Below are 15128 nucleotides of genomic sequence, written 5' to 3'. Positions count from 1 at the left end.
GCAGGAGAGGCTCTCCTGCCCTGTTGAAGCACGTGTGCCGCTAAGACAGCGTAGGTTGCGTCAGCAGCTGACCTGCCGTGCCGCGATCCGCCAGTTCCAGCGTCTGGCTGTGATAGACAAACGGAAAATGCTCAGAAGAACTTTGCGTAAAGCTCACCAGAAGCTCTACGTCTCCGTCCACCCAGACCGTGTCCTTCCAGCCGCGATCTTCGCCCATCGGCTGAGCACCGTTTACGCTCTTAATCAGGAACATGACGCCCTGGATGTGGAAAGATTGCGGACGATCGGCGCGAATAATCCAGCGTTCGAACGTGCCCTGCTGCGCGGTAGAATCAATGCGGTTCATATCCCAGACGGCACCATTGATGCCCGGCAGGCTGTCGCCAATGCGGAACTCACGCGTGCGCACCGAGGCGCCATCCAGAATCTGATCGGCCAGCAAACGCATCGGCAGGTTATCCGTCACCAGCGGCAGCAGGCCGGTAGGCCGCAGCGTAAGCACCAGCGTTGAGGTCAGGATCGTGGAGGGCTCAAAGAAACCGCGCAAACGATCCATAATGCCCGCCGCCGTGCCTGCCGTGATGGAGACTTCATCCCCTTGCGACATATCCACTAAGACTTCACGCCGTTCGCCCGGCGCCAGAGTTAAGCGCTGTACGGCGACGGGTGACGGCAGAAAGCCCTGATCGCTGGCAATCACCGTGAAGGGCCGGTTGTCACTGAGGCTCAGTTCATAACGCCGCGCATTGGAGGCGTTGAGTAACCGCAGACGGACCCAGCCACGTGATACCTCGACAAAAGGGTTACGCACACCGTTAACCAGCAGCGTATCGCCGAGAAAACCGCCGTCGCCCGGTGGGTCATAAACCGGCGTGGCAAAGTTATCCAGCCGTTTATCCTGAATAATCAGGGGGAAATCATCCACGCCATAGTGTTTCGGCAAAGGTAGCTGCTTGCTGATGTCATCCTCAATCAGCCACATGCCCGCCAGGCCGTTGTAGACGTGCGGGGCCATGCGATTTGGCGTGTTGGCGTGATACCAACAGGTCGCGGCACTCTGGCGAATCGGTAAAACCGGCGCCCAGTCGACCCCGGCTGACATCATGCGCGGCGCGCCGCCCATCAGTGCGCCCGGCACCTGCAGGCCGCTGACCGTCATTGAAACGGGTTCATTGAGGCGGTTGCTGTAAATCAGTTTGACATCATCACCGCTGTACACGCGCACCGTGGGGCCGAGGTACATGCCGTTGATGCCCCAGACCGGGACTTTATTGTTATCGCCGTTAAACGACCAGTGGCTGCGCTGCAGGGTCAGAAACAGCGGCTGACCGCGGCGAGATTCCAGTAGCGGCGGGACAGGCAGGGGCGTATCACCTCCCGCAGAAGCGGCACGCGCCGCATGAGGCACAAGCGCGGCACTGAGCGCCGCACCGGCAGAAAGCTGGATAAACTGACGTCTGCTGAAAGACATTGAATTTCAGACCTTTTACGCGTGGCGCTGAACCGCCAACTCTGTTTTTATTGCTGTCATTGCTGTGCTGCGTGCACGGCGAGCAACGTCATGCTGACTCGCCGTGGGGCATCCATGCAGAATAGTCCGATAAAGGGCTTATCGGTTAGATTTTACCGTTTTTTTCGCGTTCTTCGACTTCGGCGTTCAGCTCTTCCAGCTTGGCCGCCATCAATTCCCGGCAGTGAGTCGCCAGCTTGCGCACCGAAGAGGATTCAAATTGTTTCACGTCCACCGGCGGCAGCATTTCCACAATCACCAGTCCGTTTTTCAGGCGGTTGAGGTTAATCTTGCCGTGAGTATTCGATACTACAATTGGAATGATCGGCACGCCTGCGGCAACGGCGGCATGAAATGCCCCGGTTTTAAAGGGTAACAACCCACGACCACGGCTGCGCGTGCCCTCCGGGAACATCCAGAAGGAGATGCGTTTTTTATTAAACTGATCCACCAGCTCACCGATCGTCCCGTGTGCTTTGGCGCGGTTGTCACGATCGATCAGCAGGTTGCCGGTCAGCCAGTAAAGCTGACCAAAAAAAGGTATCCACAACAGGCTTTTTTTACCGACGGTGACCGTTGTTGGCTGCACAATCTTGGCTGCGGTGACCATATCGTAGTTGTTCTGGTGGTTAGCGATGTAAATCGCGTTGCCGTAGTTATCCGCGCCTTCGGGGCGACGAAGCTCAACTTTAAGCCCAAACAGCGTCGATAATTTGCCAAACAGGTGACCAAAGGTCGCAACGTGGCGCGGATTACGTGGCGAGAACAGGCACCAGATACAGCCAAAAAAACTCAGCAATATTGAATAAATCACTACGATAATAGTGCGTAATATCAGTAACATACTTTCCTCAATGTGACACGGCTGGCCGGGGCCAGCCGGGTGAATTACGCGTCGCTGTCCGCGCTGCCGGGACGTGCCGGCGCATCCAGTTCGACCCGATCAATTTTTTGCAGGCCGCGCGGCAGCAGTGTGCCACGACGGCCGCGATCGGCACGGAACTTCTGCAACTCTTCACTGCGTAACAGCAGCTTGCGTTTGCCAACGTGCAGCGTAATCGCACTGCCCGGTGGCAGGATCATCAGCCAGGCCAGTTTATCCGCTCCCGACGCGGCATCCGCCGACGGAATCGAGATAATCTTGTTGCCCTTGCCCTTCGACATCTGCGGCAGTTCGCCGACCGGGAACATCAACATCCTGCCCGCCTGCGTAATGGCCAGCAACATGTCATCTTCGTGATGAACAGCCATGGGCGTCATCACGCGGGCATTTTCAGGCAGCGTCAGCAGCGCTTTACCCGCACGGTTGCGCGAAATCAGATCGTTGAAGGTGCAGATGAAACCGTATCCGGCATCAGACGCCATCAGCAAACGCTGCTCTTCCGGCTCCATCAGCACCTGCTCCATAACTGCACCCGGCGGTGGCGTCAGCTTACCGGTCAGCGGCTCGCCCTGCCCGCGTGCCGACGGCAGCGAGGTGGGATCCAGCGTATAGCTGCGTCCGGTGGAATCGATAAAGGCCACAGGTTGGTTACTCTTGCCGCGCGCCGCCGCCAGATAGCTGTCGCCCGCTTTGTAGCTCAGCCCTGCCGGGTCGATGTCATGTCCTTTAGCACTGCGCACCCAGCCCATCTGCGACAGCACAATGGTGACAGGCTCGGACGGCACCAGCTCGGTTTCACTCAGCGCTTTCGCTTCTTCACGCTCACGCAGCGGTGAACGGCGGTCGTCGCCAAAATTGTTGCTGTCTGCCTGCAGCTCTTTTTTCAGCAGCGTATTCATTTTGCGTTCGGACGCCAGAATCGCCTGCAGCTGATCGCGCTCTTTTTCCAGCTCGCTCTGCTCGCCGCGAATCTTCATCTCTTCCAGCTTGGCCAAATGACGCAGCTTGAGTTCAAGGATCGCTTCAGCCTGGGTTTCGCTAATGTCAAAGCGCGACATCAGTACCGGTTTCGGCTCGTCCTCGGTACGGATGATATGAATCACTTCATCAATATTGAGGAACGCCACCAGCAAACCGTCAAGGATATGCAAACGGCGCAGCACGCGATCTAAACGGTAGTTCAGACGGCGGCGCACGGTGTCACGACGGAACACTAACCATTCAGACAGGATCTCCAGCAGGTTTTTCACCGCCGGACGGTTATCCAGGCCGATCATATTGAGGTTGATGCGGTAGCTTTTTTCCAGATCGGTGGTGGCGAACAGGTGGTTCATGACCTGCTCAAGATCGACGCGATTGGATCGCGGCACGATCACCAGCCGTGTGGGGTTTTCATGATCGGATTCGTCACGAAGATCCTCTACCATCGGCAGCTTTTTGTTGCGCATCTGGTTGGCGATCTGCTCCAGCACGCGCGCGCCGGATACCTGATGCGGCAGCGCGGTAATCACCACTTCGCCGTCTTCTTTTTTCCACACCGCGCGCTGACGCACCGAACCGCGTCCGTTCTGATAGATTTTGCGAATCTCGTCACGAGGCGTGATGATCTCGGCTTCAGTCGGGAAATCCGGGCCCTGCACGATTTCCAGCAGCGCATCCAGGCTGGTTTTCGGATCGTCAATCAGGGCGATAGCGGCCTGCGCTACTTCACGCAGGTTGTGCGGCGGAATATCCGTTGCCATGCCCACCGCAATGCCGGTGGTGCCGTTCAGCAGGATGTTCGGCAGCCGCGCCGGCAGCATCTTGGGCTCCTGCATCGTGCCGTCAAAGTTCGGCACCCAGTCAGCCGTGCCCTGCCCCAGCTCGCCCAGCAGCACTTCGGCATACTTCGACAGGCGCGACTCGGTGTAACGCATGGCGGCAAAGGATTTAGGATCGTCCGGCGCGCCCCAGTTTCCCTGACCATCGACCAGCGGATAGCGGTAGGAGAACGGCTGTGCCATCAGCACCATGGCTTCATAGCAGGCGCTGTCGCCATGAGGATGGTATTTACCCAGCACGTCACCGACGGTACGGGCGGATTTTTTAAATTTGGCGGTGGCGTTCAGCCCCAGCTCTGACATGGCATAGACAATGCGGCGCTGCACGGGCTTTAAACCGTCGCCAATATAAGGCAGCGCGCGGTCCATGATGACGTACATGGAGTAATTTAAGTACGCATTCTCAGTAAACGTATGCAGGGCAAGACGCTCTGCACCATCCTGCGTCAATTCGCTCATTAAGTCCTCATCCTCACATCGTGACCCGCAACGGCGGATCACCCGGCGGTTGTTTGGCGAGGATAGTACCTTATTCGTGGGTGTTAGTCACAGGCCAGACGCAGTCAGGCCTGGGGTTTTTTCCCGGTTGACCTATCGCCGAAAATCCGCCTCAGGACAAAATGCCGAATGTCTTATTTATAATAGTTTGTGACCGCGCTCGCAATTAATTACCGGCGACGTTATAGCGTATTAATCCTGTCCCGTTTCGGGGACAACATTTAGTATTGTTGATTCGCCTTCCACGCCCTACATTCAATTTTAACGCTGTTACACACTTTTATTTTTTTCCAGGTTGGATTTAACGAATTGCCACTTAAGCACCGCTAACGAAATAATAGACAGGTGACTGAATGCAGAATCTGACTTCACGACAACACCGGTTACTGAAATTACTGCTGCAGGCGGGTACGCCGCTGGCTTTAACGCAATTAGCCCAGCAGTTAACCGTTTCTGAAAAAAGTATTTATCGCGATTTGCAAAGCCTGGAAATCTGGCTGGGCGCCTGGCAGGCACAGCTGATCAAGCTGCCCGGTCGCAGCGTGATACTGCAAACCGAGGATATCGCGCAACGCCTGCGATTACAGCAGCATCTGGCCAGTGAAGAGAACTGGTCTGAAGGTTTAAGCAACAATGCACGCCGGGTGAAAATTCTGTCACAGCTGCTGAGGGATGCGCCGCGTGAAACCTCCATCAGTAAGTTATCTGAACGCTATTTCATTAGTCACGCTTCTATCGTCAACGATTTAAAGGTCATTGAAGAGTGGCTACAACCGCTGGCGCTGGCGCTGGTAAGAAGTCAGAGCGGTACGCATGTCGAAGGCAGTGAGCAGGCATTACGTCAGGCGATGGTATCGCTGATTAACGATGTTATGCAGCATAACGGTGGCAGTAACACGGCGCTACCGCGGCTGGACCCGGGCAGTTACCAGGCGCTGATCCACTATTTTGGCGAGGAGGATGTGGCGTTTGTGCAGACCTTACTGCAGCAGATGGAGCAGCAGCTTGGCTATCCACTGAGCGATGCGTACTACATCAATCTGTCCACCCACATCCTGATTATGATCCACCGCATGTCGCAGGGTAAGGCTTTATCTCTGCCCTTAGAGCTGAGCGCTCAGGAAATGGATAATCGCATTCTGAAGATTGCCCGTCAGATGGTGCGACAGGTTGAACAACGTTTAGACCAGTCAGTGCCGGCGGATGAAGTCGGATTTATTTATCAGTACATTATTTCGTCGGGCATTGTGGTTGAAGAACGCGGCAGCGATATGTTGCCGCAATATCAATTATCGAATGAAGCCTCGCGTAATATTACGGTTGAATTAATTCGCTGCTTCTCAGAACTTATTCAACAGGACCTCACTGCCGATCCTTTATTATTTGAAGGTTTACTTTTCCATATTAAGCCATTACTTAACCGGCTGAAATATCATATTAGCATTCGTAATCCATTGCTCGATGATATTAAAACGGAGCTGAGTGAAATTTTTACGCTGACTCAGCGGGCCATGCAGCTTACCGCCGCGCGTTTTCATTACGGGTCGATTGCGGACGACGAAGTGGGCTATTTATGTGTCCATTTTCAGGCCGCGCTGGAACGGCAAATCGCCCATAAACGCATTTTGCTGGTCTGTTCCAGCGGCGTCGGCACCTCGCATCTCCTGAAGAGCCGTATTCTGCGCGCGTTCCCGGACTGGATTATTGCGGGCGTCATTTCGGCCAGTAACCTCGGCGATTTTTGCCAACAGGAGCCGGTTGATCTGGTGATCTCGACTATTCACCTCGACACCTCGCTGTTTCCTACCGTGTATGTGACCGCGTTTTTCAATGATGACGATATTCGCCGTGTGACTGACGCCATGATTGGCAGCCAACTGCCGAAGGCCGTTAACAGCGCCCTGGCAGAACATTAACTGAATGAGGTCTGACTGATGGATATTTCTCGCATTCTTACGCCACGCCGCGTCAATCTCAACCTGCAAGCCAGCAGTAAAGAGGAGGCCATCATTGAACTGACCGATTTGCTGTTCAGTGACGGTGCGATTAGCGATAAACAGGCCTTTATCAAGGATGTCTGGCTACGCGAGGCAGAGGGTTCGACAGGGTTTGAAAATCACATTGCCATTCCCCACGGGAAATCGTCAGCCGTGAAACAGACCACGTTAGCTATTGGGCGCAGCCAGCAGGATATTCCCTGGGAAACGCTGGATGGCAGCCAGGTGCGCTGCATCATCCTGTTTGCCGTTCGCCTTGAAGATCAAAATACCCCCCATATTCGCCTGCTGTCCCAGGTGGCCAGTGCGCTGGCCGATGATGAGGTGATTGCGCAGTTGCTGGTGGAAAACGACCCCAGCGAAATCATTCGGCTGTTCAGTCAGTACGCCGAAACCGACCTCTGTTAATCCTACACGTCCGAGGTAGACCATGAACATTGTCTGTGTTGCCGCCTGCACGGCGGGTATCGCGCATACCTACATTGCGCGCGAAAAACTGATCAAGGGAGCCCATGCCCTTGGTCACACCATCCACGTGGAAACGCAGGGCACCATTGGTACTGAAAACGCCCTCGATACGGAAACCATCGCCGCCGCCGATGTCGTCATTCTGGCGGTGGATGTCAAGATCAACGGTGAGGAACGCTTTCGCGGCAAACCGATCGTCAGGGTGAAAACTGAAGTGGTGATCAAGTCGCCGATTAAGTTTCTGGAAAAAGTGGCGGATTCACTGGCGCGTGCCTGAGGAGATCCACAATGAACGATAACAAAAGACAGTACGGACAGGAGATCAAAGGTCATCTGTTGACGGGGATCTCCTGGATGATCCCGCTGATTGTCGCCGCCGGGATCTGTATCGCGCTGGGCCAGGTCATCGGTGGTCCGGACGTAGGCAAACATCCCGGCACGATTGCCTGGATGCTGAACCAGATGGGCGGCTGGGGCATGGGATTGATCGTGCCGTTGATTAGCGCCGCCATCGCCTACTCGATTGCCGACAGGCCGGGCTTTGCGCCTGGCTTAATCGTAGGCTTTATCTGCGGCCAGATCGGCACGGGTTTTATCGGCGGCATCCTTGGCGGCTTCCTGGTGGGTTATACGGTGATTCTGTTGCGCCGCAGCATTCGGCTGCCGCAGTCGATGCAGGGCCTGATGCCGATCATGGTGTTACCGGTGCTGAGCACCATTATCGCCGGGCTTTTGATGATGACCTTCATCGGCCAGCCCATCGTCTGGTTGCAGAAGGCGCTGATTGCGCTGTTGGAATCCATGCAGGGCGGTTCGAAGTTCGTTATGGGCGCCATTCTGGGGGCGATGGCCACCTTCGACTTTGGCGGGCCGGTCAATAAAACCATGTCGCTGTTCGCGGATGGCATGCTGGTCGACGGTATTTACGGACCGGAAGCGGTCAAATTTGTCGGTTCGATGATCCCGCCCTTTGGTATCACCCTTTCCTGGCTGTTAACCCGTCATAAGTACACCAGCGCGGAAAAAGAGGCGCTGAAGGCGGCCTTTCCCATGGGGATCTGCATGATCACTGAAGGTGTGATCCCGATTGCCGCCCGCGATCTGCTTCGTGTCGTCGGCAGCTGTGTGGTGGCTTCCGCCGTCGCCGGCGGGCTGATTATGGTCTGGGGCGTCGAAGCGCCCGTGCCTCACGGCGGCATGTTCGTAGTGCCCCTCTTCACCAAACCCTGGCTGTTCTGCCTGGCGCTCGGTATCGGCAGCACGATCTGTGGCGTGATGCTATCGCTGCTGAAAAAGCCGGTGACCGAAGCCGACGAAGAGTTTGACGACGTGGAAGACCACAGCGTTCGCGACGACGACATTAAATTCACACTGGAATAAGGAGTGCGTATGTACGCGGCAATGAACGACCTGATCGCACGGGCTGCCCGTAATCAGTATGCGGTACTGGCCATCAACTGTTTCAATCTGGAGAGCGCACGTGCGGCAGTGAAGGCGGCGGAGGAGCAACGCGCGCCCCTGATCCTGAATGTTTATCAGGGGCACAGCCGCCATTTCCCGCCCGCTGTAGCCGTGCCCTTGGTTCAGGCGCTGGCAGCGAATGCCCGCGTGCCGATCGCGCTGGCGCTTGACCACGGAAAAGCCTTTCCGCTGATTGGACAGGCCTTTCGCGCCGGGTTTACCGGACTGATGATCGATGCCTCCTCCGAGCCGCTGGCAGAAAATATTCGCCAGACGGCAAAAGTGGTCGAGATGGCGCATACCGCCGGGGTTTGTGTGGAGGGCGAACTGGGGCATATCGCCGATGCCCCAACCTATGCGCTGGCAGACGCTGCGGTGAAAATGACCCAGGTGGCGGACGTGGTGCCCTTTCTGGAACAGACGGGCATCGATCTGTTAGCGGTGTCGGTTGGGACCGCGCACGGGCTCTATCCCGCTGGCGTCAAACCGCAAATCGACTTTCAGCGTCTGGCTGCGCTGCATGGGGTTTCGCCGGTTCCCCTGGCGCTGCACGGCGGCAGCGGCACGCCAGCCGACGATATTCGACGCGTCAGTCAGCACGGCGTCGCCAAGATTAACGTTGGCGCGGCGGTCTTTGATGCAGGCAAGCAGGCGCTCCATCAGGCGCTTAAGCAGCATCCCGCTGCTGAGCTGCCTGATCTGCTGGCGCTGATGGAGGCCGCCTGCTGCGAAGTCGTACATGACTATCTGAGCTGTTCCGGCTCCGCTAATCAGATCTGATTTTTTTCTGCTGTAACCCGGTGCGCGTCTCTGAACGTCAGCGCAGGGCATCCCTTTGTCGTAAAACAAGCTGAGGAAGATTTAACATGTTGATTTCAATGAAAGAGATGTTAAGCCCCACCCGCCAACACCGCTTTGCTATAGGCGCATTTAACGTGGCCGACAGCTGTTTTATCCGCGCGGTGGTGGAAGAAGCCGAAGCCACACAAACTCCGGCCATTATCTCTATTCACCCCAGCGAACTGGCGTTCGTGACGGATGCGTTTTTTGGCTATGTTCGGGAGCGCACCCTGAAAAGTACCGTGCCCTTTACCCTGCATCTGGATCATGGTGCTTCGGTTGCCCACGTGCTGCGCGCTATTCAGTGTGGCTTTACATCGGTCATGATTGACGGCTCGCTGCTGCCCTATGAAGAAAACGTGGCGCTGACCAAAGAGGTAGTGAAGCTGGCGCACGCGGTGGGCGTATCTGTCGAGGGCGAACTGGGGACCATTGGCGATACCGGCACCTCGGTAGAGGGCGGCGTCAGTAAAGTGATTTACACCGATCCCGCGCAGGCGGAAGACTTTGTGCAGCGCACCGGCGTGGATACTTTAGCGGTGGCAATAGGCACGGCGCACGGTATCTATCCCAAAGATATGAAGCCCGAACTGCAAATGCATATTCTGCGGGATATCTCGCAACGCGTGTCCATTCCGCTGGTCTTGCACGGCGGTTCGGCGAATCCCGATGCCGAAGTGGCGGAGGCGGTTACGCTGGGCGTGGGTAAAATCAATATTTCCAGCGATATGAAATATGCCTATTTCCAGAAGGTGCGCGAAGTCTTAACCCGCGAAACCTGGTGGGACCCTAACGTTATCTATCCCGAAGCGATTGAAGCCGCTAAAGCGGTGATCCGCTACAAAATGAATTTGTTTGGCGGACTGGGAAAAGCGTCGCTGTATTGAGTACTGAAGGGTAAAAATGTGTGGTTGGTGTTCCGTGCGGTTCCCACCGCCACGGTATCGGATCTGACGTCCTCGCGCCGCTAACGCGGTGCCTTCGCGGCGTTCGTCAACCTGACGAACCAGCGGAGACGGTACTTCCTGTACCGGCTCCGCTTTTTGCCCGCGTCCTGCGGGCAAATTCTGGCTTCCTCGCTCTGCTCAGCGCTGCGAATTGTCTGTTCCGCTCCCGTGGCGGTGGGCACAGTGACGCATGTGCGCCGTTTCGGACGGCTATCTGCAGTTTTGAAGCCCGGCGTTAACACATCAGGTAAACCCCCTGCTTTCACCTTACTTCATCACACCCATCCACTGCTGGGCGATCTGCGCATATTCCCCGGTCGCGGTGCTCAGATGCAGCCACTGATCGACATACTGCTTCCAGCTCATATCATCACGCGGAATCATGTAAGCCTTTTCACCGTACTGGAGCGGTTTATCCGGGTTGAGCGCACATAACGTAGGAAAGCGTTTCTGCTGATACAGCGCCTCGGAGGCATCGGTGATCATCACATCGGCTTTATTATCCACCAGCTGCTGGAAGATGGTCACGTTATCGTGAAACAGCGTTAACGCAGCCTGAGGTAAGTGGCTGTGAACAAACGCCTCGTTCGTGCCCCCTGCTGGCTCAACCAGACGCACGCTGGGCTGGTTCATCTGTTCGACCGTCTGGTACTTCGCCTTATCGGCGCATCGCACCAGCGGAATTTTACCGTCCACGCCTAACGGCTGCGCAAACCAGGCCGTTTGCTGGCGCTTCAGCGTGACCGATACGCCACCCAAGGCGATATCGCACTGCTTCGCGATAAAGTCCTGCATCAGGGTTTTCCAGGTAGTGGGTACCCATTGCACCTTCGCCCCCAGTGACGCGGCCAGGGATTCAGCCATGCTGATATCCAGCCCTTCATAGCTGCCATCCGGTTTCAGGAAGCTGTAAGGTTTGTAGTCCCCGGTAGTACAGACTTTCAGAGTTTTGGTGTTAAGAACGCTGTCCAGACGCGACTGGGCCTGCGCGCCGCCAGCCACCAGCAGTAACGTGATTACGAGTGTTTTTTTCATCATTGTATTTTTTCGGCAGTGAGTTTGCGCTGGTATGGTGACATAACCTCGGGGGTTATTGCGCTATTCGCAAAAGTGTTGTGATCATTCTCGCATTTTTCTCCCGCGCATCGCGGCCTAAGCTACCCCCCATTGACGCATACGGGAGACAAGCTTAATGAGTAACATTTTAATTATCGATGGCGGTAAAACCTTCGCCCATTCGAAAGGCGAGCTGAATCATACGCTGACCGAGGTGGCCGCCAGCCAGCTGCGTGATCTGGGCCATGAGGTCACGATCACCGTTGCCGACCACACGTATGTTGTGGCCGATGAGGTGCAAAAATATCTCGACAGCGACGTGGTGATTTATCAAATGCCGGGCTGGTGGATGGGTGAACCCTGGACCGTGAAACGTTACATCGATGAGGTTTTCACCGACGGCCACGGTAAGCTGTATGCCAGCGATGGCCGCACCCGTGCCGACGGCGCAAAAAAATATGGTTCAGGCGGACTGATTCAGGGCAAAAAATATATGCTGTCCCTGACCTGGAACGCACCACTGGAGGCCTTTACCGACCCTGAGCAGTTCTTTGAAGGCGTGGGCGTTGACGGACTGTATCTGCATTTCCATAAGGCGAATCAGTTCCTGGGCATGGAAGCACTGCCGACCTTTATCTGCAACGACGTGATGAAACAGCCGGATGTTCCACGTGATATTGCACGTTATCGCACGCACCTCCGCGAGATTTTTGCTTAAATAGATGTTCACCCAGAAAGAGGAAACGTGAATGTTAACCGTCGTTGCTGAAATTTGTGTTAAGCCGGGCTGTCGTCAGAAAGTGCTGGATGCGTTTCACCAGGTGATCCCTACCGTGCTGGAAGAAGAAGGCTGCCATCAGTACAGCCCTCTGGTCGATCACCAGGCGCAGGTGCCCTGGAAACACAATTCACCTGATTCGATTTTTATGCTGGAGCAGTGGGAAACCCTGCGCCATCTTGATCAGCATCAGCAGATGCCGCATATGGAAGCCCATCGTACGGCGATTAAAGACTATGTGACTGACGTGAAAATTCTGGTGCTGGAGCCGGGTAAATAATCCTGGCGGAACACGCACAAAAAAAAGCCCCATTCAGGGGCTTTTTCCATCAGGCTGCGGATTACACTTCAATATCCGCTTTATCGCCTTTTTCCTGCAGCCAGTTACGACGATCTTCGGATCGCTTTTTCGCCAGCAGCATATCCATTACCCGCAAAGTCTGTTCAATGTCATCGTCACTGACGGTGAGCTGCACCAGACGGCGCGTGTTGGGATCGAGCGTGGTTTCGCGCAGCTGCAGCGGGTTCATTTCACCCAGCCCTTTAAAGCGCTGCACGTTTGGCTTGCCCTTCTTGCGCTTCAGCTGCTCCAGTACGCCCTCTTTCTCGTCTTCATCCAGCGCGTAATACACTTCTTTGCCCAGATCGATGCGATACAGCGGCGGCATGGCAACATAGACGTGGCCATTTTTTACCAGGGTGCGGAAGTGCTTCACAAACAGCGCACACAGCAATGTGGCGATGTGCAGCCCATCCGAGTCCGCATCAGCAAGGATACAGATTTTGCCGTAGCGCAGCTGTGAGAGATCTTCGCTATCGGGATCGATACCGATCGCCACCGAAATATCGTGCACCTCCTGCGAGGCCAGCACTTCATCGGACGAGACTTCCCACGTATTGAGGATCTTACCTTTAAGCGGCATGATCGCCTGATATTCGCGATCGCGCGCCTGCTTCGCCGATCCGCCCGCCGAATCCCCTTCCACCAGGAAGAGTTCGGTTTTATTCAGATCCTGCGCGGTGCAATCTGCCAGCTTACCCGGTAGTGCCGGGCCGCTGGTCAGTTTTTTACGCACCACTTTTTTGGCTGCGCGCATACGGCGCTGGGCGCTGGAGATCGCCAGCTCCGCCAGCTGTTCTGCCGCCTGCACGTTCTGATTCAGCCACAGGCTAAAGGCATCTTTTACTACGGCAGACACAAAGGCGGCGCACTGGCGCGAGGATAAACGCTCTTTTGTCTGGCCTGCAAACTGCGGATCCTGCATTTTTACTGACAGCACATAGGCGCAGCGATCCCAGATATCCTCTGCGGACAGTTTAACGCCGCGCGGCAGAATATTGCGGTATTCACAAAACTCACGCATGGCATCCAGCAATCCCTGACGCAGACCGTTGACATGGGTACCGCCCTGCATGGTGGGAATCAGGTTCACATAGCTTTCGGTCAGCAGCTCACCGCCTTCCGGCAGCCACAGTAATGCCCAGTCCACCGCTTCGATATCACCGGCAAAGGTTCCGACGAAGGGCTTCTCTGGCAGGGTTGGCAGGCCGTTGACGGCTTCGCACAGGTAATCCGTCAGACCATCTTCGTAGCACCAGCGCTGTTCGGTATTGTTCAGCTTGTCTTTGAAGACAATTTCCACCCCTGGACACAGCACGGCTTTCGCCTTAAGCAGGTGTGATAAGCGGGACACCGAGAAGCGCGGGCTGTCAAAGAAGTGCTCATCCGGCCAGAAATGGACGCTGGTGCCGGTGTTGCGCTTCGCAACCGTGCCCGTGACGGTCAGATCCTGCACTTTTTCACCGTTTTCGAAGGCGATACTGTAGATCTCACCATTACGCCGCACGTTGACTTCTACACGTTTAGAGAGGGCATTGACCACCGAAATGCCGACGCCGTGCAGGCCACCGGAAAACTGGTAGTTTTTATTAGAGAATTTCCCCCCCGCGTGCAGCCGGCACAGGATGAGCTCAACGGCCGGGACGCCTTCTTCCGGATGGATATCCACCGGCATGCCGCGTCCGTCGTCAGTCACTTCTAACGACTGATCGGCATGTAAAATCACTTCTACGCGCCTGGCATGGCCCGCCAGTGCCTCATCGACACTGTTATCAATCACTTCCTGACCCAAGTGGTTAGGGCGCGTCGTATCGGTATACATTCCCGGGCGACGGCGAACCGGCTCAAGGCCAGTCAGGACCTCAATGTCACCCGCATTATAGCTTGATTGACTCATGGTAACTGTCTGATTAGAAGAAGAAAATGGTTGCGATTTCCGCGTTACTCAAGCGTGATTCAGGCCCAGAAAGTCCAGAATTTGCGGGAAATGGCGTTCGAATCCAGTAAATGCATGATTTCCGCCCTCTTCCACCGTATGACGGCACGCGCTGTAGTAGTCGAGCGCCTGGCGGTAATCGAGCACTTCATCGCCGGTTTGTTGCAGCAACCACAATAAATCAGGTGCTTCCAGCGGTTCAATCTGCATCACTTTCAGATCGTAAATGTGGCGAGACTCTAACACATATTGCTGACCGGTGTAGGGATTCTGATTCTCCCCTAAAAAATCCACCAGCAACTCGAACGGCCGCACGGCAGGGTTGACGACCACTGCAGGCAACATAAAGCACTGGGACAGCCACGTCGCGTAGTAACCGCCCAGCGAGGAGCCCACCAGGCCCATTTCACGCCCGCTGTGACTTAACACGATGTCTTCCAGCATCGCCGCGGCCTCGGCCGGAAAAGTTGGAAGCTGCGGCACAATCATCTCTATGTCGGGATGATTGTGACTCAGCCACTGTTTGAACAGCGTCGCTTTCGCTGAGCGCGGGGAGCTGTTAAAGCCGTGCAGGTAAAGCAGCGCCTTCATCCG

14 protein-coding genes are annotated in these 15128 nt (G+C 55.7%); 8 read left to right on the top strand and 6 right to left on the bottom strand.

The features are described from left to right. Positions 1 to 40: 40 nt before the first annotated feature. From ftsP to parC, 3 genes are all read right to left on the bottom strand, one after another. On the bottom strand, positions 41 to 1471 hold the full coding sequence (gene ftsP, locus DFO57_RS10670) for a cell division protein FtsP (RefSeq protein ID WP_013027227.1): 1431 nt from the start codon (positions 1469 to 1471) through the stop codon (positions 41 to 43). Positions 1472 to 1616: 145 nt separating this feature from the next. Then, positions 1617 to 2354 (bottom strand): 1-acylglycerol-3-phosphate O-acyltransferase, encoded by a 738-nt coding sequence (locus DFO57_RS10665; protein ID WP_014594628.1) that lies wholly within the window; start codon positions 2352 to 2354, stop codon positions 1617 to 1619. Between the two features lie 44 nt (positions 2355 to 2398). Beyond that, entirely contained in the window at positions 2399 to 4672 is a 2274-nt protein-coding gene (gene parC / locus DFO57_RS10660) for a DNA topoisomerase IV subunit A (RefSeq protein WP_014605037.1), read from the bottom strand. 392 nt (positions 4673 to 5064) lie between these two features. On the opposite strand from parC, the gene DFO57_RS10655 reads away from it, so the two are divergent. The 6 genes from DFO57_RS10655 (at position 5065) to DFO57_RS10630 (ending at position 10364) form a co-directional block, all read left to right on the top strand. Then, positions 5065 to 6627: a transcription antiterminator gene (locus DFO57_RS10655; RefSeq protein ID WP_015699499.1), complete on the top strand. Its 1563-nt coding sequence runs from the start codon at positions 5065 to 5067 to the stop codon at positions 6625 to 6627. Between the two features lie 18 nt (positions 6628 to 6645). Further along, a complete protein-coding gene (locus DFO57_RS10650) occupies positions 6646 to 7116 on the top strand; it encodes a PTS sugar transporter subunit IIA (protein ID WP_014594631.1) in 471 nt (156 codons plus the stop codon). Positions 7117 to 7138: 22 nt separating this feature from the next. Continuing rightward, a complete protein-coding gene (locus DFO57_RS10645) occupies positions 7139 to 7453 on the top strand; it encodes a PTS fructose transporter subunit IIB (protein WP_013027232.1) in 315 nt (104 codons plus the stop codon). Positions 7454 to 7464: 11 nt separating this feature from the next. Continuing rightward, positions 7465 to 8556 (top strand): PTS fructose transporter subunit IIC, encoded by a 1092-nt coding sequence (locus tag DFO57_RS10640; RefSeq protein ID WP_110015339.1) that lies wholly within the window; start codon positions 7465 to 7467, stop codon positions 8554 to 8556. 9 nt (positions 8557 to 8565) lie between these two features. Further along, complete coding sequence (locus DFO57_RS10635) at positions 8566 to 9417, top strand: class II fructose-bisphosphate aldolase (RefSeq protein WP_015699498.1); 852 nt, start codon at positions 8566 to 8568, stop codon at positions 9415 to 9417. An 86-nt stretch (positions 9418 to 9503) separates the two neighbouring features. Next, positions 9504 to 10364, top strand: a complete 861-nt coding sequence (locus tag DFO57_RS10630; protein WP_014605034.1) for a ketose-bisphosphate aldolase — start codon at positions 9504 to 9506, stop codon at positions 10362 to 10364. Between the two features lie 327 nt (positions 10365 to 10691). On the opposite strand, the gene DFO57_RS10625 is transcribed toward DFO57_RS10630, so the two are convergent. Then, the gene (locus tag DFO57_RS10625; RefSeq protein ID WP_110015383.1) at positions 10692 to 11459 is read right to left on the bottom strand and encodes a transporter substrate-binding domain-containing protein; all 768 of its coding nucleotides are present in this window, start codon (positions 11457 to 11459) and stop codon (positions 10692 to 10694) included. Between the two features lie 157 nt (positions 11460 to 11616). Here DFO57_RS10625 and DFO57_RS10620 point away from each other — a divergent pair, with 157 nt between their 5' ends. Both DFO57_RS10620 and DFO57_RS10615 read left to right on the top strand, forming a co-directional pair. Beyond that, complete coding sequence (locus DFO57_RS10620; protein WP_110015338.1) at positions 11617 to 12198, top strand: NAD(P)H-dependent oxidoreductase; 582 nt, start codon at positions 11617 to 11619, stop codon at positions 12196 to 12198. A gap of 31 nt (positions 12199 to 12229) precedes the next feature. Next, the gene (locus tag DFO57_RS10615; protein WP_013027237.1) at positions 12230 to 12538 is read left to right on the top strand and encodes a putative quinol monooxygenase; all 309 of its coding nucleotides are present in this window, start codon (positions 12230 to 12232) and stop codon (positions 12536 to 12538) included. A 61-nt stretch (positions 12539 to 12599) separates the two neighbouring features. Here the strand turns inward: DFO57_RS10615 and parE are convergent, their stop codons facing one another. Continuing rightward, positions 12600 to 14495 carry a DNA topoisomerase IV subunit B gene (gene parE / locus DFO57_RS10610; RefSeq protein ID WP_014594634.1) on the bottom strand — a complete coding sequence of 632 codons (1896 nt, stop codon included), beginning with the start codon at positions 14493 to 14495 and terminating at the stop codon, positions 12600 to 12602. Positions 14496 to 14543: 48 nt separating this feature from the next. Continuing rightward, complete coding sequence (yqiA, locus tag DFO57_RS10605) at positions 14544 to 15125, bottom strand: esterase YqiA (protein WP_013027239.1); 582 nt, start codon at positions 15123 to 15125, stop codon at positions 14544 to 14546. Positions 15126 to 15128 lie beyond the last annotated feature (3 nt).

The organism is Pantoea sp. AG702, assembly GCF_003182295.1.
Lineage (GTDB): Bacteria > Pseudomonadota > Gammaproteobacteria > Enterobacterales > Enterobacteriaceae > Pantoea > Pantoea ananatis.
The sequence above is the reverse complement of the archived record's forward strand: the minus strand, read 5'-3'. Positions and strand labels throughout refer to the sequence as shown.